Annotated in this window: 14 protein-coding genes; 8 read left to right on the forward strand and 6 right to left on the reverse strand. The window is 67.5% G+C overall.

Annotation, left to right across the window (positions count from 1 at the left end; genetic code table 11):
- Window positions 1-4 precede the first annotated feature (4 nt).
- Window positions 5-220 (forward strand): helix-turn-helix domain-containing protein, encoded by a 216-nt coding sequence (locus tag AMYNI_RS50785; RefSeq protein ID WP_040405866.1) that lies wholly within the window; start codon window positions 5-7, stop codon window positions 218-220.
- 509 nt (window positions 221-729) lie between these two features.
- Here AMYNI_RS50785 and AMYNI_RS0122180 read toward each other — a convergent pair.
- The 5 genes from AMYNI_RS0122180 to AMYNI_RS0122200 form a co-directional block, all read right to left on the reverse strand.
- Window positions 730-1545 carry a hypothetical protein gene (locus AMYNI_RS0122180; protein ID WP_026360766.1) on the reverse strand — a complete coding sequence of 272 codons (816 nt, stop codon included), beginning with the start codon at window positions 1543-1545 and terminating at the stop codon, window positions 730-732.
- A complete protein-coding gene (locus AMYNI_RS45100) occupies window positions 1542-1847 on the reverse strand; it encodes a hypothetical protein (RefSeq protein ID WP_020670250.1) in 306 nt (101 codons plus the stop codon). The genes AMYNI_RS0122180 and AMYNI_RS45100 overlap by 4 nt, the downstream gene beginning before the upstream one ends.
- 372 nt (window positions 1848-2219) lie before the next feature.
- Window positions 2220-3629 (reverse strand): CBS domain-containing anti-phage protein, encoded by a 1410-nt coding sequence (locus AMYNI_RS0122190; RefSeq protein WP_245573974.1) that lies wholly within the window; start codon window positions 3627-3629, stop codon window positions 2220-2222.
- A gap of 5 nt (window positions 3630-3634) precedes the next feature.
- A complete protein-coding gene (locus tag AMYNI_RS47795) occupies window positions 3635-4381 on the reverse strand; it encodes a hypothetical protein (RefSeq protein ID WP_040405868.1) in 747 nt (248 codons plus the stop codon).
- Window positions 4378-5322 carry a ParA family protein gene (locus tag AMYNI_RS0122200; protein ID WP_026360768.1) on the reverse strand — a complete coding sequence of 315 codons (945 nt, stop codon included), beginning with the start codon at window positions 5320-5322 and terminating at the stop codon, window positions 4378-4380. The genes AMYNI_RS47795 and AMYNI_RS0122200 overlap by 4 nt, the downstream gene beginning before the upstream one ends.
- A gap of 1812 nt (window positions 5323-7134) precedes the next feature.
- Here AMYNI_RS0122200 and AMYNI_RS0122210 point away from each other — a divergent pair.
- The 7 genes from AMYNI_RS0122210 to AMYNI_RS0122240 all read left to right on the forward strand — a co-directional run bounded on the left by AMYNI_RS0122210 (window position 7135) and on the right by AMYNI_RS0122240 (window position 18766).
- Window positions 7135-7812, forward strand: coding sequence for a hypothetical protein (locus AMYNI_RS0122210; protein WP_157357448.1), 678 nt, complete (start codon window positions 7135-7137; stop codon window positions 7810-7812).
- Window positions 7715-8935, forward strand: a complete 1221-nt coding sequence (locus tag AMYNI_RS0122215) for a hypothetical protein (RefSeq protein ID WP_157357449.1) — start codon at window positions 7715-7717, stop codon at window positions 8933-8935. Before AMYNI_RS0122210 ends, AMYNI_RS0122215 begins: the two co-directional genes overlap by 98 nt.
- Window positions 8932-10116, forward strand: coding sequence for an OmpA family protein (locus tag AMYNI_RS45110; RefSeq protein ID WP_020670257.1), 1185 nt, complete (start codon window positions 8932-8934; stop codon window positions 10114-10116). The genes AMYNI_RS0122215 and AMYNI_RS45110 overlap by 4 nt, the downstream gene beginning before the upstream one ends.
- A 37-nt stretch (window positions 10117-10153) precedes the next feature.
- The gene (locus AMYNI_RS0122225; RefSeq protein ID WP_169515763.1) at window positions 10154-11815 is read left to right on the forward strand and encodes an FHA domain-containing protein; all 1662 of its coding nucleotides are present in this window, start codon (window positions 10154-10156) and stop codon (window positions 11813-11815) included.
- A gap of 111 nt (window positions 11816-11926) precedes the next feature.
- The gene (locus tag AMYNI_RS0122230) at window positions 11927-15175 is read left to right on the forward strand and encodes a hypothetical protein (protein ID WP_157357450.1); all 3249 of its coding nucleotides are present in this window, start codon (window positions 11927-11929) and stop codon (window positions 15173-15175) included.
- Window positions 15172-17940 carry a CHAT domain-containing protein gene (locus AMYNI_RS0122235; protein WP_157357451.1) on the forward strand — a complete coding sequence of 923 codons (2769 nt, stop codon included), beginning with the start codon at window positions 15172-15174 and terminating at the stop codon, window positions 17938-17940. The genes AMYNI_RS0122230 and AMYNI_RS0122235 overlap by 4 nt, the downstream gene beginning before the upstream one ends.
- The gene (locus AMYNI_RS0122240; protein ID WP_020670260.1) at window positions 17882-18766 is read left to right on the forward strand and encodes a toll/interleukin-1 receptor domain-containing protein; all 885 of its coding nucleotides are present in this window, start codon (window positions 17882-17884) and stop codon (window positions 18764-18766) included. The genes AMYNI_RS0122235 and AMYNI_RS0122240 overlap by 59 nt, the downstream gene beginning before the upstream one ends.
- Here the strand turns inward: AMYNI_RS0122240 and AMYNI_RS45115 are convergent.
- Window positions 18726-19733: a hypothetical protein gene (locus tag AMYNI_RS45115; RefSeq protein ID WP_020670261.1), complete on the reverse strand. Its 1008-nt coding sequence runs from the start codon at window positions 19731-19733 to the stop codon at window positions 18726-18728. The genes AMYNI_RS0122240 and AMYNI_RS45115 overlap by 41 nt on opposite strands.
- Between the last annotated feature and the right edge of the window lie 33 nt (window positions 19734-19766).

The raw sequence follows: 19766 nt of genomic DNA on the forward strand, positions 1-19766 counted from the left end.
AGTTATGACCGCTGAGAGGCCAGCACGCCCTGTGTTCGGAGAGGTGATTCGCGGGGCCCGCAGGAAGCGTGGTTGGTCGCAGGAGGAGCTGGGACGCGCCGCCGGCCTGTCAAGGCCAACCATCGCTAGAGTCGAGTCGGACAGCGACGTCAGCACTGCGACGATCGGCAAGATTGCGCAGGCGCTCGGGCTGAGGCTGGAGCTGACCGACCGCAGCTGAGCGGCAGTGCGGGGAGAACCTTCGCTGGGCCTGCGTAGCGTCGGAATGCCAGTCGGCACCGCCGGGCACCGGCACGAGGAACGGCCGAGAACACGGCGATCGGCGACATCCACTGTCCCGCTTCGAGTACGTCGAGCAGTGCCCGCAGGGCTGCGGAGCGTGGGCCGTGCCCCGACTTGCTCAGCGATACCTCATCGGTTCGTTCGACTGCGCTTGACAGAACGACCTGGCGCGGATGATTCGCGCTAGATCCGCTGGGTGTCTCTATCACTGGGACCGAAGCCAGCGCACTCGCTGCATTGCGTCGAGCGGGTGCGTGGGTTCAACGTCATCGAGGAGCGTCGCCAGCACCGAGCGTCTCCTCGCCGCCAGGAGCCGTCTGTCGGCGATGGTGCGGGCCCGCACCGTGTGTGGACCCGCTGGAGAAGGCAGTGGATTGCCTGGCCCGCTCTGCGGCACCTGCCGGATCAAGGGGAGTGAGCGTCGTTTCGGTAGACGGATCTTGTCCATCAGGCGGCCACAGGTTCGCCACCACGCTCTGCGTCTCGCGGGACGTTGCTCGATCGCTGATCGCCCTCGACGCGCGCTTGAAACTCGGAGCGCACGGCCTTGACCAGTCGCTGCGCCTGAGTCGCGCCGATGCCCAACTGGACACGGAGCGCATCTGCCGAAATCGGCTTCTGGTGAGCGGCACGATGCGTAGCGTCCGCTTCTCGCGCCAGCTCCAAGAGCTTCTCTGGCGAACGCTTTGGCCGCGTCAAGCGGGGCCCATCCTGGCCGCCTGCCTCCTCCCAGTTGGTCTCGCGGCCTACCGGGCTCATTCCGGGCTGCTCCCGCACGAGCAACTCCGGCTGCCCTTCGGTAACCGCGGTGCGCGTGGCCGTCGAGGAATTGCATTCACCGATCGCCTGCAGGAAGCCGGGGCCCACTTCAGCCCAGCCGATTAAGAGGAGCGGCCCGACCGCGTCGAAGGCTGCCTTTCCGTACTGACCTGCCACTACCGGGTCGGCCACGTTCAACGTCAACGTGACCATGCTTGCGAAGGTCAGGAGCCGACGAGCTGGCCGTAGTACGTCCGCGGAGGCGCCAGCGAGCGCAAGATGCCGAGTACCCAGCAGCAGACCAAGGATCGACAGGTCGACTGCAGGCGCGACGAGCGGCGCGACCCAGACCAGGACTCCCAGCCGGAGAGCGAGGCTGAGGACGTTGCCGAAGCCGAACAGGAAGGTGAGGCCGACGACGGCGCCCATGATCACGGTGACGGCCTTAACGACGGTGGCCCCGTCCGAACTTGATCGAACTGACATGGTTGCTGGCCGGGTCATCGAAGATCACCTGCTTCGACGCGCGGACGTCCATGGCTGTCTCGCGTGGGGATGCCGCGTTCACGCAGCTTGTTCAGCACGGTGGTGTGGTTGACGCCTAGGCGTTCGCCGACTCGCGCCAGGGACCAGCCGAGGTTGTAGAGGTGGATGGCGTGGTCGACCTGGTCGGGGGAGAGACCACGGCGGCGCATCGGTACGCCGTGCCGATGGAGGATGTTGCTGACCGTTCGCCGTTCGATGTCGAACCGGTCACCGAGTTCGTACACTGTCGCGCCGGACTGGTAGCCCGCGATCAACTCCACGACTTGATCGGCACCGAGTTGCCGGGCACGCCGGGGCCGATCGCGCTCGATCGACGGCGGCTCGGGGGTATCGAGGCTGGGAAGCTTCCCACGGAGCTCTTTCAGGGCTCTGAACTGGTCTTTTATGTTCGAGTAAGGTCCCCTAACCTCCACGCATAGGTGGCCCGTGCCCGTGGAGGGCGCGGGGCTTACGTTCTGCGTGTCTTGCGGGGGCACGGCTCCCGCGCCCGCTCGGGGCGCGCCCCCGAGTCCCCGGCTGTGGTTGCGTCGCCTAGGTCAGGGTCGGCTAGGGCAGAGGGTGCGAGCCTCTGCCGGAGTAGGTTCGGAACGTGTTCGGGTCCGTTCGAGGCGGTCTTCGTTCGACTGGATCGGCTAGGCCGGGTCGCGGTACTGATGCAGCAGCCGGTTGAACCTCCGTAGCGTGTCGACTGCGTCCTCGGGCACAGGGTCGGGATGGAAGTGCATGACCTTGTTACGGATGACCCGGATCGTCTCCAGCCGGGCTACAAAGGCGGAACGATCCAGCGGCCAGCCCAGCCTGCCCCAGGCGTCTTTGTTCTCCAGAACACGTAGGTAGTCACCGATGGTGAGCTGATCGAAGCTTTCGATCTGCCTGTTGCAGAACGGTCGAATAGTTTCGGCGTCGAAGGAACGACTCAAGATCCAACGGAGCGTTTCTTCCAGCTCGCCCAGCTGGAAGAATGGCGTAGCCAGCTCGCCATAGCGCTGTGCCACATCCGCTGTGGTGACAATGCCCTTGATAGCCTTGCTTTCGTCCAAGACGAATACAAAATCGCGCTGTTGCAGCGTGGGAAGAACCTCGAAAAGGTCACGATCGTACGGGACGACCTCCACATGAGGATCGATCGCATCGGCGACGCTTGCGTCGGGCTTCTGATGTATCGACTGAGCGATCGAGCGCCATGTTACGGCACCACGCAGATTACGAGGACCGCTCAAGATCGCGAGCTGTGAGAAGTCGTTGAGAAGCATCTTCGTGATCGCCTCTTCAAGTGGGCTGTTGGGCCCGACGGACTCGACGCCGAGAAGGGGAGACAGATTTCCCACCGTCAAGCGGACATTCAGATCGCCACCCTCTTCATCGTCCTCGGCGACCGCCAAGTCGTCCATTTCGGATGGCCCCACCGTTGCGGCCTCCTCAGTCTCGTCGGGGGGCGTAGTCAGCGAAACCACAGTATCGAGTGTCACCGCCCTGAAGCTGGGTGAAGTCAACAGTCCGTGGTTGGCCAAGTCCGCTTCGATCTGGCTGACCTGGTCGCCACGATCTTTTGCTCCCCAAAGCGCCAGGAGATCACGGACAGAAACGCGCTCAGGGTCCCGCTCGTCCGCGCGCATGCGCGCTCGCCTCAGGCGCGCATGGATACGCTGACGCTCTGTGTCCTCGGTCTGTTGGTTGGCCGCGGCCGCCGCTCTCGAAATCGTTCGGTCAAGCAGCTCCTGGCGAACGGCGTCCAGCAACCGCTCCTGGTCGACCACCTGCCAGGCACGCCAGCCGTCGACAGCCCGCATGCCGGCTGCCACCATGGCTGCCCGCGAGGGCGAGCGGAACTCCTCTCCGCCGGGCTCAAGCCGGATCCGCCCCTTTTCGGTCACTGTCGCGTTGTAGGTCACACCGATACGATTGCGCTCGAACCTGAGTTTCGTATCTGCCTGGACGAGTCCAGCATCCAACAGGTCTGAAACCCTGACACGGCGTCCGCCGATCAAGTACATCGAGCGACCTCCGGCCTCGTGCTGTCCTACCATCGTCTCGTCGGCCACGGCGCTCACCACTTCCGCAACCCTGAGAACTTGCGTCGAGACCCGATCGCCTGTTTGAGCACCCTCTTCTCAAGCTCTGTCTGGTTCAGCCGATTCACACGCGTGAGCTGCAATTCGGCGGCAACAGCGAGCAGGCTCTCCCGGTCCAGGTGCTGTGCGTGGAGGTAGGCGGCGCCTTCTTCCTCGGTCTCCATTTCATGCAGGCGCAGGGCGATGGCCGCCATGTCCGTATTTGGCTTTGCGGTTCTGGCCGACGATGTTGCGTTCGACGGCCGCGCTTCCCGGGTGGTGGCCGGCTGTACGGTGCCTGAGCTGCCGTCGCTCGGACTGGAAGACGAAGGCGCCGAAGTCTTCGGTCTGCCCGTGAGTGTTTCGGCCGGGCCTGGGCCGTGTGAGACCAGTAGATCGACAAGTCTGTCGAGAGTGAGCCTGCTATACCTGGACAAGCCACGCAGCTTAGCCACCTCCTGCAGACCGCGCTTGGACAACGAAGCCGCTTTCAAGTAGGTCCGGCGTTCCTGTTCTGTCGCCGGCTTCGACAGCTCTTGTGCCACCCGCGATGGATCACGGGAAGGCACCATGGTGAAGTTGGTCAGCGCCGGGCTGGGAGCGGAAGCCCGTGCGTCGTTGGTGTGAAGAACAGCCAATCGCGCCTTCCCGCTGGTTATTGCCTGCAGGGTGGTCTCGTCCTGTTGTTCCAGGAACTCGTACAACCGAACCTGAAGGGCGACGAATCTCCTCAAATCGTTCACTGGTGATCACCCGACGGCAGTGCCAGCGCCCCCAGGACCTCGTCCGCCAGCTGGTCGAACTCCTTGACGACCTCATCCTTGCCGGTAGCGCGCAGCATCGCTGGCACACCGCTCTCTCCAGCGTCGCCGAAGTGGCGCGGGCTGTTACGGATCTTGCTGTCCAGTACGGGAACCCGCGAGTTCAGACGCACCTCTTCGATGTAGGTGTGCTGGGCAAGAGTCACCTGTTGTGAGTAGATCTGCACCATAGTGAAGACCACTCCCAGAAAACTGGGGTCGATTGGACTGTAATCTCCGGTACCACGCTTGTGGTTGGCGTAGTCGTTGAACTGCTGCACCAGTACTGCGCAATTGCCCGCGAGGTAGTCCAATCCCAACGTGGACAGGTAGTCCGCCTTGGCCGGCACGAGGATCTGCTCGCTGGCCACGATCGCCGTCTTGGTGACAAGGCCGAAATTCGGTGCACAGTCGATGAGTATCAGATCGTAGTCGCTGAAGCGACTGTCATCCAGCGCACCCCGCAGGCAACTGTGCAGGTCCAGGAACTTTCGCTTCGATCCGTCGAGGGTGGTGGTCCCGCCCAGTCTGGCGGCGAGTTCAAGATCTATGTCGATGAGACCTAGATGAGAGGATATTAGGTCGAGCTGTCCGCCGGTGTTCTTGAGAACGCTGTTGGCCCGCTCAGGCGTGACGATCAGGTCTGCCAGTGCGACGTCACGGCCGGGCAATTCGGCTCCATACCATTGTTTGATTGTACGGTTGTCTTTGAGCTGATCATGCCAATTGTCGACCGAGAAGAACGAGAAGGTCAAATTTGTCTGCGGGTCAAGGTCGAGGAGTAGCACGCGAAAGCCGCGGTTGGCGGCGACCGCGCCTAGGTTCGCCGTGAGAGTTGTCTTTCCCACTCCGCCCTTGTAGTTCATGACCGTCACGACTCGCATACGCTTCTCCCCGTCCGTCTCGTATCCGATGGTGCCGCGAACAATGATCAAATTCATTCGCCGAGCTGGCCTGACGACCCTTACAGAGGCCCTGCGTCGAAGGCAACCGACCAGCAGAAACATCGACACTAAAGTGCGCCGAGCGCTAGGCCGTTTGCCGTATCAAAGCGTCCTTGAGTAGCGTCAGGGTTGGGTTCGAGTAGGTGGCGAACTCGTGGCTGGACGAGCTGTTGAACAGCCGCACGAACGTCGGCCGTCTGCCCAGTCGGCGACGGCATGACCCTCGTTCTCGCTTGCCTCCGTTTCGTCGGCGGATACGGCGCCGGCCGGCCGCCGCGGTGCTGCGGTGCCCTCCTGTTCGAGCTGGCTCTCCGGGGTGCAGGCAGTGACTTATCGTGACTCCGGGTCTGCTCAGTTGCGTACTGACCCGTTGCGCGGTGAGCTAACCTCATGCGTCGATGGGATCCGCTGAACGATCGTCAACTGGCAGTTCTTCGTCGTCTGGCTGCGGATGAAGGTCTGGGCAACCCGGACGACGGGCCGGCCCGGGTCTCGGTCAAGGTCCTCCACCACCGCGGACTCGTAGAGGTCAGCAGGCGTGACGGCGCCTGGCACGCTGCGGTCACCGATACAGGTCAGTTCAACCTAGAACACGGCCACGCCTAAGTCAGTTGCAGCCGTGCGACGACTGCCAGGGAAGGCGAAACCGGGTGAGGACACCTTGGAGGAGTGCCAGGATCTCAACGCGAAGCGGCGTCGTCATATCCCGCCGATCCTTTGGCGATTCTGGGCTTCGAACCTGGAAGAATTCTACCGGTGGCGTGTTCAGCTTGACTGCGGCTGCATTACCGAGCTCTTGACGACAACGGTCTGCCCGCTGAGATGCGCTGGCCTGATCCGAGCTGCGGAACACGACTGCCGGCGGGCCATGTGATCTGCGTGCACGACGACGCTCCGCCCGAACCGTATCGCGATACTGCCGAGTGGGGAGGCCACAGGGAGCTGTCCTTCCCCGCCGACCCTGCCGAGTCATCGGACTGGGCAGATCAGGAGACATGGGAGGCGATTCGCCGCGATGAGCCGACCACCAAGGTATTCTGGACTGTGACGTTGTCTTGTGGGCACGCCACCGACGTCGTCTCAGACCTTGCCTGAAACCTTAGACGGCCTTCGCTTGATCACTGGCAAGAGACAGCAAGAGATGACCGCTGAGTTCGAAGAAGTCTGGGCAACGAATTCGGATGCGCAAGAGAAGCGCAAGCGCGATCACACTCAGCGAATGCTCGTCGAAGGCTGACCGAGGCCGGAACCTGAGCAACTCTGCTATGCCTGCCCTCAGGCGCGGTTCATTGTCGCCTACGAGCGCACCGGCTGGCTTGTTCCGCGGAAATCCGAGTCGAAAGCCCCGAAGCCGCCGTCCCGTGTCAGCTTGGAGTGGCGCCTCCGCTAGGCGGAGGCCGAAGCCGGTCAGTCGCGAGGCCAGCTCGCCAAGCTCGGTTCCCAGGACACAGCGACTGATGGATGACAAGGGTGGGGCGCGACTGCGTCTCGGTGTGTCCCAGTAATGGCAAGGAATTTTCCTTGAAGGGGTGCGTGGGGGCTGCGCAGGATGGGGGGCGAAGAGAGAGTGATCAGTTCGGCGAAACTAGGGGGACGATCACCATTGCCAGGCCATTTTCGGTGCCGTTGCCCTTGTGGTGGACGGCGGCGGGTCCTACTCGGAGGTCGGAGGCGCGCGTCCGGTATGGGCCGCTGGCGCGCTGGGGGGATGTTGTGGCTGGGCGCCGGGACGGGCGCAGGGGGATCGTCGCGGTGCCGGACGCGGGTGCCGGAGCGGATCGGGTGGCCGTTTCGACGGCGCGAATCCAGGAGCTGATCAGCCTGGCTGAGCAGCGGATGGCTTCGGAGGTAATGCGTTACCAGCAGGAGCGGGTCCGTCTGCTGAAGGCGCGGGCGGCGCGACTGGGGCCGCTGGAAGCTCAGATCGAGCGGACCGAACAGGCAGCTCAGGTGCTTGTCGAGGTGGAGAAAGACGACCCGTCCAGGTACGAGCGCGTCGGCGACGAGCGTCAGCCGGAGAGCTATGTGCGGTCGCGGCGGCTTGTCGCGGCAGATCGGCACCGGGCGGAGGTGTCCGAGCGCTACTTCGAGGAGAAGAGACGGCTCGGTGAAATGCGGCAGCAGGTCGCTGTCGTGGAGCTGGGCCTGCGGTCTTTGGACGAGGTCGCGAAGATGCGGGTCCGGCGGGCCTTCGAGTACGGCAACAGGCGTATCTACGGGTATTGGGCCGCTTTTGTCCGTCATCACCCGGACAGTGCCGAAGTCAACCATCTGTGCGTTCCCGTCGGGCCATCGCTGCGGGCGTGGGCCGATTCCGATGAAGAAGGACACCATGAGAAGGCTGAGAATCCCGCGCTGGACGCACCGTCAAGGGCGGCGGATCCGCCCCACTGGCGTGAAAGCGATCGAGTTCACGCCGTCCAGGATTGACCGCGAGTCGGCACATCGGGAGATCCGAGGCCACGCCGGCAGGCTGGCGCCCGAAGCCGTGGACGAAGCTACCGGTCATGTGCTGGATCCCTGGATCGACGCCAGGGCCGAGCAGTGGCTCGCCGAGGTCGAGGACGAGCACGGCAGTTACCGCGTCCGCGCCGAGAGCAAGGCCGGCAAGGCGAAGGCAGATCTGTCCAAACTAGACAGACAGCGCGGGCAGGCGGAACGCCGGCTCGGCGAGCTGACGGCCGCGCGGGAGGTCACCTTGAAGCGGATGCTCGGCGAGCCGCGCACTGAGGAAGCCGGTGGCGGTTTCGCCGACGCGGCCTTGCTGGCCGGTCGAACCCGCGGCAGCTACTGGTACCTGGTCGCGCTCCTCTTCGCCGTTGGCGCCGACATTTCGGCGTTCTTCCAGGTGATCCAGTTGGTCATGCCGGATCAGTCGGAGACCGTCGCGCTGGTGCTGGTACTGGGGTTCACCGCGATCGTGCTTGCACTCGCGCACGGCGCCGGCGCCCTGCTGCGGGATCGACGGGCGGGCGTGCCTTGGGTGCCTGCCATCGCCGCCCCGCTGTGCGTACTGATCTGGGTCGCGCTGGGCTTGCTGGCCGCGTGGGTACGCCTGAAGTTCGGTGCACTGCCGGTCTCTTCGGGAGACTTTTCGCTGGACGGATCGGCCCAGGCGGAGTCTAGGGACGCCTACGCGTTCCCGGCGGCGGCGACGTTCCTCGCGCTGTACGTAGGCAGCGGGTTGATCACAGGTGCCGGCGCCTATCTGACCCACAATCGCTTCCAGAGCGCGCACGGCAAAGCGGCGAGGACGCATGATCGAGCCGCGCGGCATGCGGCGACTATCGCAGATGCGTACGAGCAGAAACAAGCCGAGCTGGACGCGCAGAATGTCGCGCTGGAAATCGCCGAGGGCACGCTTTGCCGCCAGCGGCGCAAACGGCTCGCACTGGCCGAGGAGTTGAAGCGCGACACTCGCAGGTTGATCGCGGAACGAAAGAAGGACCCGGTCGTGACCGGTGCGGTGAGCCGGCCCGATCTTCGGGTGCACTACCTCCGCGAGGACGACCGGCCCGACCGAGGAGACGAGCTACCAGGGAAGGGCGCATGAACCGCACCGCTGCGTTCGCCGTCGTACTGGCCACCCTGCTGCCGGTGCTGGGCGGCTGCGGGATCTTCGGCTCGGACGAAGAGCCCGCCAACTCCGAAATTTCGCTGCAGTCCTGCCGGCTCCCGAAGGCTGCGCCGCTGGCCATCGCCGTCGGGGCGCGCGCGAACGTGCCGAGACCGGAACTTCCGTCAGAGGTACAGGAGCTGATGAAGGGAGTCGCGGGTGCGCACCAGCCGCTTACCCTGATCCGGCTCGACGGGGCGCCCGCCGTCGTCTTCGACGAGCCACCGCCGCCCCGCGCCAAGAATCCCACCGCGGACAAGCAGGCCGTGGCCGAGTATCTCGCCAAGGCGCAGCGTGCGTTCGCGGAGCGGATGACGGCGGCGACCGCGCAGGCCGACGTGCTGGCGGCGCTGTCCCTCGGCGGCAGGGCGACCGCGGAGGGCGGCACGGTCGTACTGGTCGATTCCGGGCTGCAGACCGTCAAACCGCTGGACTTCGCCAAGGATGGCCTGCTCGATGCCGATCCGGCGGAGGTCGCCGAGTACCTCACGGAGGAAAGGCTGCTGCCCGACCTGCACGGCCGCACCGTGATACTGGCCGGCTTCGGCAACACGGCGCCGCCGCAGCCGGACCTGGACAACAACCTGCGTGCCAAGGTGGTGGATACCTGGCGGACCGCCGCCGCGGCCAGCGGCGCCTGCGTGGTCACCTTGCCGCAGCCCAACACGCAGAAGTCCATAGTGGACAAACCAGAGGTGGCGGTCGTCGCCCAGCCTCCCGCGCCGGATCCGGAGTTCTGCGGGACGGTCGAACTGGGCGAGAGCGACAACATCGCCTTCGAACCGGACACCGCGACGTTCCGCGACCAGCAGGCGGCCCGCGAGACGATGAGCAAGTTCGCCGATGCGATGCGCGGCGACAAGCGCCGGGCCGAGCTGATCGGCACGACGGCGACGGACGGCTCGGTGGCGGGGCGTCTGGACCTCTCCGCCCGGCGGGCCGAAGCGGTCAAGGCGGTGCTGGTCGAGCAGGGGGTGGCCGCCGACCGCATCACCACCGGCGGCGTGGGGACCGACTGGCCGGGGCACCTGCCGGACATCGGGCCGGACGGCGGCCTGCTGCCGGGCCCGGCGGGCCAGAACCGCAAGGTGGTCATGAACCTGACCTGCGCCGACTGAGGCGAACGGCAGCTCGATGACCTCCTACGGCCGGCTTGTGCGCTTGGTGGACCGGTGGAACGGGCGACGGGACGGCCGCGCGGGCATACCGCTGCCCGCCAGGGTGCCGCTGTCCACCCCGTATCGGGACCGGCTGATCGGCTGGGCTCGGGCGGAGTACGAGCAGGAACGCCTTGCCTACCAGGCGATCCGCGCGGAGGACCAGCGCCGGCTCGCGGCCGCCCAGACGAGGCGGCGGGCGGCCGAGGCCGCACTGGCCCTGGCCAGGACACGGGCGGGCGAACTGGCCGTCCGGCCTGCCGAGCCGGTGCTGACCCAGCGCAGGCTCGGCGAGGAGGACCAGCCCGAACGAATGGTCCGGTTGCGCAGGCTTCGGGAGCACGCGCGCCGGTTGACGGCCGGCGGGGACGTGGTGCGGGCCGCACAGGCCGACGTCAAGGCCGCCGGGCGGGAGCTGGCGGCCGGCCGGAAACGGCTGCGACGGCATGCCGAGGCCGCGGGCGAGCGGGTACGGCAGGTGCATGCGCTTTGCCACCAGCGGCTCGCCTGGTACCGGTACGAACTCCTCCGCTGCCATCCCCGCGGCGGGCTGGTGGCGCAGGCGATGGATGTGCTCGAGCCCGCGCTGCCCGAGTGGCTTCGGGAACAGGCTGGGCTGGCCGAGCCGGAACCGCTGCCGCCCGCGCTCGATCCGTTGCCCGCGCTGGACCCGCCACCCGCGCCCGACCCGGTCGGCGAGGCGTACCCGATCCGCGGCAGGCTGGTCCTCGGTTCCTCGGCGGCCCGCGCGGACATCGTGCTGCGTGGCTGCGGCATCGGTGCCGAACATGCGGTGGTGGCACGGAAAGGCGACCGCGTCCTGCTGCGGGACCTCAGCCGTGGCGGAACCTTCCGCGACGGAAGGCCGGTGCGGCGGGCCCAGCTCACGCCGGGCGTGGCCTTCGACGTCGCCGAGCACCGCTTCCAGGTCAACGCGGACGGAAACTGGCTGATCCGGACCCACATCGGCGGATTCGGCCTGGTCGTGTCCGGGCTGTCCAGCCAGGTGCGGGGTGGGCCGGAGCTGACGCGGATGTCGTTCACCCAGCGGGCTGGCACGGTACTGGCGCTGCTCGAACCGTCCGAACCGGACACGAGCGCGTTGTTCCTGGCGCTGCTGGGGCAGCTCCCGTCGAGCGGTGCGCTGTATTTCCACGGCATGAACATGCGGACCCATTTCCACCAGATCAGGACCTGGACCGGTTTCGTGCCGAGGCGGCCTGATTTGGACAGAAGTGCGCTTTCCGAGGTGCGGCTTTCGATCGCCGCCGAGCTCATGGCCGGGCCACGGCTGCTGATGCTGGACGCGCCGGTGTCAGGTCTCGGCCGCCGTGCTGCCCGCGCCGTCATGACCGATCTCCGGCGGGTCGCGGCCGGCGGCTGCACGGTGCTGCTGAGCACCCGCTCGATGCGGGATCTCCGGTTCGCCGATCAGGTGGTGGTGGCCGGCACGAAGGGGCGTGTCGTGTTCAGCGGGGATCCGGCCGCGCTGCCGGCGGCCCTCGGTGCGGACAACGATGCGGAGCTGAGAAAGGTGCTCGCCGCGTTCGAGAAGAGCCTGGCCCGAAAGTACTTCGCCGGGCCGGAAGCGAGCGATGCGCGCAGGCGTGCCGCCGCGGCGGCGGGAAAGGCGTGGGACACAAGGGGGACAGAAGAATGACAATCAATTCTCCACCGGGCCGCCTGGTCGTGGAATGGCTATGCTGCGTTCGTACTTTTCGAAATCGTTTCCCGCGCCCATTCCGGGCCAACTGAAATACGAGGACATTTCATGTCGCACCGTCGAAACCGGTTGGCGATCCTCGTCGTCCTGTTGAGTGTGCTGACCGGGTGCACCAGCGCGCCGGCAGCACCGCCGGCACCGCCCCCATCCGCCACTGGTGCGCCTGCCGCGCCGCAGCCGGAGCCGAGTTTCCTGATCTCGTATGCGGCAGCGGCCGGAAGGCTGGACGGGCTGGACCCGGCGGAGGCGGACGAGCAGCTCAGGGACTGGGCCCGCACCGGGCTGGCCGCCCAGCTGGAGATGGACACCGCGCGGCTGCGCGACGCGAGCTTCGATGCCCTTCCGGTCCGCGATACTGGCCTCGCCGACGTCACCCGGCAGCCCATCGGCCCTGGACGCGCACTGGACGACGGGAACGGCGTGCTGCACCTGCTGGTCCCGCGCGGCGATCCGCACCGGGCCCGTACCGTCGGGCTGCTGCTGGACCAGCATCGCGCCGACGCAGGCGCTGATCCGCCGAAGGTTCAGCTGCACGACTACGAGATCCTCCCCGGCCCGCGGGCGATCTCGATGACGGTCGGGAAGCCTGTTCCGGCGGCCGAGGTGCGGGCGGCGAACGGGTACGTCTCGATGCGCGTGGACGGGCTCGGTGAGCTGACCGATTTCCTGGCGAAGACCCGGCACCTTGCGGGGCTGGAGGTGCGCGGGGCGGAGACCTGGGCGGAAGGCTGGAACTGGCCCGACGTGCCGGCCGCGGCGATCAGCGTGGAAGACGTTTCCGTCCTGCAACGGGGTTATTCCGCGACGTCCGGTCCGCTGCCCGGCTTCTCCCTGGACCCGGGTCCGGATGAGACCGTGGACGACCTGCGTGCCCTCGTGCCGGGGCTGAGCCCGGCGACGGCCGAAAAGGTGGCCGCCGGGGGTGGGAGCGAACTCCGGCAGGGGATCGTGAACGCGCTTTTCGGTGACGAACCGCCACCGGCGGGGCTTCCCGCGGACCGTACCCGACTCTGGGCCCTCCTCCAGGCGCTGGACGGGCGGCCGGCTTATAGCCAGGCGCGGTTCGATGGGCCGCTGGCCGGCACCGAGGTCGGGATGTCGCTATTCTACGCGGATATCCAGGCGAAGAACTGGGCGAACGGGGTTGGTGACGGAGTACCGGCCAAGGCCGTTCCCGGGTTCGTTCCCGATCCGGACGCGGCGACCCCGTGGGGGCACTGCCCCGAGGGCGACCAGTCGCTGAGCGAGTCGGGCAGGCTCTGGTTCGGGCAGGCCGAATCCGGCTTCGCCTTCGGCACCAACCGCATCAGCATGGGCGCCCAAGCGACAAGGCTGTTCGCGAAGTCCGATGGCGACGCCGGTGCCGAGGTCGAGCCCAGTTACGCCGCCTCCCGCGGACTCGCGTGGTGGGACAAGCATTTCCAGGCTGTTTCGGATTTCGAACCGCAGTATCAGCGCGTGGATCAGATCATGCGCTGGAGCGGCGCGCTGGAGTGGTTGGTCACCAAGACGGGCCAGCGGCTGCCGGAGCCGGCCAGTCCGGCGAATCCCGGTCTCCGGTTCGCGGAATGGTATAGCCAGCACCAGGAACTGAAGGAACGGTCTCCGATCGACTTCGTGACGCCGCCGTCCGCGACGCAGGAAGCGGTACTGGCGAAGCCGTCGAAGACCTTCAAGGACTGCGGGTCCACCACGATCACCGGTGGTGTTTCGCTCGGTGACCTGCTCACCCGGCGAGGAGACCGGAACTACCAGCCCGAGCTGCCCCCGCCGGTCCGCCGCGCCGGTCTGATCGAGAGCTCCACTTTGGACCCGGCGACCAGGACCGGGCAGATCAAGGATGTCTCGCTCGACGGCGCCGGCAAGGTGGAGAGCTACCGCGAGCGAACGTTCTCGCCGCTGGCCGAGGGCAAGGCGGCCGTCGAGACCATCGCCAGCGGCCGCAAGGAAGTTTCCCTCGGCGGCCTGAAGGTCCAGGACGACGCGAGCGCTGCCCGGCAGGTCAAGAACGAGTTCACCGCGGGTGCGGGAATCGTAGAGGAGACGGTCGAGGTCCAGGGCACCGTGCTGGGCACGCTGCGGGCGGCGAAGGACCGCGACTCGGTCGACATCGCCTGGCAGCGAGGCACGGTGGACCGGGCCGTGCGGCTGTCCAAGTTGATGCAGGAGCGCTGGGGCGCCGAGCCCACCGACGGGGCTTTGCTCAGCTACCAGAAGCCCGGCGGCGGGATCCAGTACCAGCTGGACGGGCCGGATGGCCCGTGGCTGGTGACCGCCAGAGAGCTGTCGTCGCCCGATGGCGAGCTCACCTTCCGGCTCGGCGCGCCGCCTGCCCAAGGTGGCCGCGCGGAATACACGCTGGGCGGTCCGCGAGGGCCTCCCGAGCTGGGCGGGCCGGAGCAGATGCTGGCCATCACCCCGAGGAACGGCGAGCATTCGGCGAGGATCGAGCCCACTGACACGCCGGCGTCGGGCGCCAGGGCCGTCCAGGTTGCCACTTTGGAAGGGGAGCCCTTCCCCGTTTCCCAGCGCGGCGAGCAGTGGCTGGTGCCGCGAAAGGAGCTCGACCGCGGGACCGAGTTCTCCGCCGCGTTCGCGAAGTTCAACGACCTCGACCAGGCGATGGCGGCGGCCAAGACGGCAGGGGACCGCTATGCCAGGGCAGTTTCCCTCGACGGGAGCGGGGTCGCGCTGGTCGACAAGGACAAGGTGACCGTCGTGTCGAACTTCCATCCCTGGTCGACCTCCGTGCTCAACGCGATCGTTCCGGGACACCCGGCGCCGCTGTTCGCCTTCGCGGGTAAGGAAATCCGGTACGTCGGACTGGAGCCGGTCAAGGCCGATCCCGGCAAGCAGGCCGAACATTCGACGCTCGGCCAGGCGCTGGGCAAGGGGATGGACGTGTTCGTGCACGAGAACGCCCGGGTACTGCACGGGCAATCGGACGGTGCGTTCATCGCGGACGTGCTACCCCGCGAGACCGCCGTGACCATCGTCCAGGCCACCGTCGAGACGCCCGCGGGCACGCAGAGGTCGGTCTGGCAGCCCGACATCCGCGTGTACCAGGACGTCCAATGGCAGCGGGTCGGCGTCGGCGGCATCCCGTCGGGCGGCGGATTCTTCCGCGGCCCTGGTTTCGGCACCGTCGTGACCGGCCCGCCCCCGAGCACGGCCGCTACGACCACCACCGCCGCCGCCAATAGTCCCAGCGCGCCTGTCCCGGCGGCCGGGGACAGGCTGGCGATCCTGCTGGTCTGCCCGGACATCGACCCGGCGCTGCCGGGGTGCGGGTCGTGACCGCATCCCGCGGCGGGCGGCCGATCAGGCTCGTCGACGGCTCCCCGCTCGCGCGGGCGGTCACCGAGGCCGGCCACGCGTACCGGCGGAAGGACGTGTCCACTGTGGACGCTGCCTACCGCCGGGCTTGCGAGCTCGCCGCCGCGGACGGCGGTGGGGAGGTCTGGGACGTGCTGGCGGTCGAGCACTCCGCACGACTGCTGGAGCTGGCAGACGCCGCACGGGCGCTGGACCGGTGCGAGGAGTACCTGGCCGAGGCGGGCCCGGAGCATGTCGAACTCCTGTTGGTGCGCGCGGAGATCCATGGCTCACTGGGCGACCACACCGCGGCCGCGGCCGACGCCGGGTCGATCCGTGCCGCGCTCGGCGACCGGACCTGGTCGCTGACCGCCGACAGCCATGCGCGGCTGCTCCGGGCGGAAGGGCTGGCCGCCGCGGACCGCCATGAGTTCGGTCGGGCCGGAAAGCTGCTGGGCGGAGCAGGGCGGGCCTTCTTCTCCGCGGGGAACGAGACCGCGGTGGCCGCGATCGACAAGGACCTGCGGCAGATCGAGGTCCAGCGGGGTGCGGAATCCGCCGTGGATCAAGCACTTCAGGCCGAGCAGCCGAGGACGGCCGCCGACTACCTGCGGCTCGCCCTGGCCCTCAAGCGCGACCTGCGGTACGAGAAAGCCGCCGCCGTGCTGCGCGAAGGCGTGGACGATCCCGGTGTCGACCCGGCGCTGCACCTGGAACTGCTGTGCGAGCTCATCGTGCTGCTCCGCGCGATCCGCCGGTACGGAGAGGTCGAAGCGCTGTATGCGCGACTCGCGATGGCCGCCCAGCAGGTCCCCGATCGACGGCTGGCGCAGAAGACCTTGGACCGGGTGCAGACCACCGGCTTGCTCGGCTCGACCCAGTTCGAGCATGAGCTCGGCCTCGCTCGCCGCCTGGTCGACGAGACCAGGCTCAACGACCCGGAGACCAAGGATCGCCCCCGTCCCGCGAAATGCCGGTGGCGGCTGGACAAGGCCGAGGAGACGCTGCACCGGCTCTCCAAACAGACGCGGCACGGCGTGGACGCCATCACCTGGCACCTGGCCGCCGCGGAACTCGAACTGGCCAGGCATCTCCTCTCCAACAAGGAAGACCTCCTCACCGAAGCGGTCAAGCACCTCCTCACGGTCATCGATCGCACCGACGGGACATCGCTGATGGAGGTCAGGGCCTCGGCGCTGCGTCTGCTCGGCCACACGTACTACTTCCAGGCCGACGCGCGGAATCTCGACGACCGCGCCGCGCGCTGCTGGGATGCGGCGTACCGCATCGAGGAGGACGTCGCCGGACGGCAGGAAACCGTCGAGGTGCGGCTGGGGATGCTGCTGGCCGCGCCGGACGAGCACGACGAGCGGGTCAGGGCGGCCGCCGCGGCGGTGCATCGTCGGCACGTCACGGCCGAGGCTTTGCCCGAGGGCGAGCAGGAGCCCGACGAGTGGAACCCCGAAGCCATCGCCGCGGTCGTCGCCGCGATGGAGGCGGCCAAGGGAGCGACGATCCTCGGTGACACCCGCCGCGACCTGCCCAGGCTGAACGACCTCGCGGGTGCGCGGCGATGGCTGGCGGAGGTGACCCGCGACCTGCCCCGGTCCCAGGCCGTCTGGATGATGCACGCGACCCCGGGCTGGGTGCATCACGCGCTCCTCTGGCGCGACGGTGGTGTCGCGTACACCTCGGTCCCGGCGCGGGCCGACCTGCTCATGGACGCGATCAGGCGCCTCAGGTCCTACTGGAGCGAAGCCGCCTTGGACCCAGGTATCAGCGATGGTGGCTTCGAACGGTCGCTCGCGGACATCGCCGAAATGATCGGCGTCGCCCACGTGCTCCCCGGGTTGATCCCACCGGAGGTCGGCCGGATCGCGATCGTGGCGGGCGGCGACCTGTCCGACATCCCGTTCGCGGGCATCCTGATTCCGAAAACCGGGGAGCGCGTCGCCTCGCGGTACGCGCTGTCCGACCTGCCCTGCCTGTCCGCGCGGCGCTCGCTCCAGCAGCGATCCCGGCGCCAACGCGGCGACCGCAGGCTGCTGGTCAGCCCGCCTGACGACCAGCTCACCAAGGCCGGGAAGCCGCCCTGGCGTAAACGGCGGGACCTGCTGAAAGACGAGAACGCCACGCCGGCGGCACTGCGGGCGAAACTGGCGGCGCACCAACATCGGCTGGTCCGGATCGACAGCCACGGCGAGCACGCGCACGAGGATTCGGACCGGTCCAGCTTGCAACTCGCACCCGCGGGCCCGAACGGCCAGGTCAGTCCGGAGGAACTACAGGAGATGGACCTGAGCCACTGCGGAACCGTGGTACTCGGCGCCTGTGAATCCGGCATGGCGCAGCGCCGGGGCCGGGACGAACGCACCGGTTTCGTGCGCTCCGCGGTACAAGCGGGCGCGGCCTCGGTGATCGCGGCCAGGTGGGTCGCCGCGGATCCCGTGGCGGCGGTCGTGCTGGACCGTTTCGAACGCCGCGTCCGCTACCTGCCGCGTGATGTGGCGCTCCAGCGTGCCCAGCTCGACGTGCTGGCGGACGCCGGAGGACTCCTGACCGGCGTGCCCGCTCACGATCATCCGGCCCGATGGGCCTGCTGGACCCTTTACGGCGACGCCGGCCGGCAGACCGGGGCCGGCCCGGCCCGGCGCTTGCTTCGCCGCATCCTCGACAACTGGAGGTTCCGTGCCCTATCCCGCCAGATTCACCAGGTCCAAGGTCTTCGTCTCGTTCGCCGGCGATGACCGGCCGATGGCCGAGCGGCTCGGGAAGGAGCTGGACGAGCGCGGCATCGAGGCATTCATCGACGTGCAGCACATCCTGCCCGGTGAGAACCTCGTGCTGGCCATCGATAAGGCCATCGACGAGTCCGACTACTTCGTGCTGCTGTGGTCGCGGCACACGGTCGACCGCCCCTGGGTGGACCTGGAGTGGACCACCGCACTCGCGCGCGACCTCGACCGCCGGCGCTCCTTTCTGTTCGTCGTGCGCCTGGACAGCACCCCGTTGCCTCCGATCCTGGGCATGCGCAGGTACCTCGACGCCTTCGGCTCCTGGGAGGCGGTCGCGGACGAGCTCGCGGCGACCTGGCACCGGGACCGGGAGGTCGGGATGCCCGTACTGCCCGCACTACGTGAAGTGGACGTATTCGACGGCGAACCGACAATCGTCCTCTACGTGCGCAACCTGGACCTTTCCGTGGCGCATGTGGTCGCGATGCCGTCCTCGGTCACCGGGGCTGAGCTGAAGGACGAGGTGCGCAAGGCACTCGCGCTCCCGGACCGGGTGCCGGCCCTGGACGGCAAGGTGGGGCTGAACTTCCACTATCGGTTCAGCATCGACGGCGAGACGATTCCCGATCAGTCGTCTGCCCTGCGCATCACCGACGGCAGCATGATCGACCTCGAGGTGACGATGAGCTCCTGGGGGCCCAAGGGGTCGAACGGCGATGTCACCTACCGGCGGAAAGCGCTCGGCTCCGAACGGGACGAGCCCGCCAAGCTGCATCCGGATATGCCCCACGTCCTGATCAACTCGGCCTTCGAGCATCTGGAACCCCGCCCGCGCTGACCTGGCTCCAGGCGAACCCGTAGGAAAGGCGTGGTACCAGGTCGAAGAACTCCCCGTGCACCTCGCCGCAGGGATCCGCGGAAACCTCTTCCCGGTTCTCCCACGAGTCGCCGACCTCCATCGGCAACGTCTTCTGCAGCCGCCAGATCGATTCCGGCACGCGGTCGCGGCCGAACCGGACATGCACCTGGAACAGGTCACAGGGATAGCTGGGCGTGGCCACGTAGTACGGGGCGATCGGCCGGTCCGGTGAAAGCCGCAAGCGAAAAGCGTACTCATGCTCCTTGTTCCGGCCGAGCGGATAGGGCAATTGCAGGACGAACCCGACACGGTTGGGTGATTTCATGACGCGCTCGGTGAGCACGCCCCCGTACAGCACATCCAGCCCGAGGTCCCGCAGCGACCCGTGACCGGTCCACCCCTCCGGGGTAGCCAGCGTCAGGCCGAGTTCCACCGTTTCCAGGCCGTCCCGGTCGGCGACGATCCGCCGGGTCTCGATCACCTCGGGTACCGGCAGGTCGAGCACCACCGAGGTGCGGAGTTCGGTGGTATGCCAGGGTTCCGGCGAATCGATCGACGGCAGCCGGTCCGGGTGTTCCTGTTCCACCGCCTTCTGAGCGATCATGTGGCACCCCTTCTCGGCCCAGCGCCGCACCGTCTTGACCACGCGGTCGACCACCGCACCGACTTTCTTGAGCCGCGCGTCGCAATGTCGCTCGTGCTGGTGTTCGTAGAGCCCGAAGGCCGCGGACGTGGTCATGGCCAGATCCCTTGGCAGGTCCTCGACCCATTCCCGCAGGCGGCCGATGAGCAGGGTGCGGGTCCGCTCCGGCCCGTCCTCCGGTGTGATTCCGCAGGCCCGCCGCAGCGCCGGCCCGATTCGTTCCTTGATGTCCGCGTCCTGCACACCCCGTCCCTTGAACAAGCGCTTCAGTTCTTCCTCGAGTTCGGTGACGTTCGGGTCCATTGGCTTCCTCCAGTTCGGAATGGGGAAGTGTAG

Source organism: Amycolatopsis nigrescens CSC17Ta-90 (assembly GCF_000384315.1).
Classification (GTDB): Bacteria; Actinomycetota; Actinomycetes; order Mycobacteriales; family Pseudonocardiaceae; genus Amycolatopsis; species Amycolatopsis nigrescens.

Excerpts from the sequence above, each read along its gene's own strand:
- AMYNI_RS50785 (WP_040405866.1), top strand. The coding sequence starts at position 5 with ATGACCGCTGAGAGGCCAGCACGCCCTGTGTTCGGAGAGGTGATTCGC.
- AMYNI_RS45115 (WP_020670261.1), bottom strand. The coding sequence starts at position 19,733 with ATGGACCCGAACGTCACCGAACTCGAGGAAGAACTGAAGCGCTTGTTC.
- AMYNI_RS0122215 (WP_157357449.1), top strand. The coding sequence starts at position 7,715 with ATGAGAAGGCTGAGAATCCCGCGCTGGACGCACCGTCAAGGGCGGCGG.
- AMYNI_RS45110 (WP_020670257.1), top strand. The coding sequence starts at position 8,932 with ATGAACCGCACCGCTGCGTTCGCCGTCGTACTGGCCACCCTGCTGCCG.
- AMYNI_RS0122230 (WP_157357450.1), top strand. The coding sequence starts at position 11,927 with ATGTCGCACCGTCGAAACCGGTTGGCGATCCTCGTCGTCCTGTTGAGT.
- AMYNI_RS0122180 (WP_026360766.1), bottom strand. The coding sequence starts at position 1,545 with ATGACCCGGCCAGCAACCATGTCAGTTCGATCAAGTTCGGACGGGGCC.
- AMYNI_RS0122200 (WP_026360768.1), bottom strand. The coding sequence starts at position 5,322 with ATGCGAGTCGTGACGGTCATGAACTACAAGGGCGGAGTGGGAAAGACA.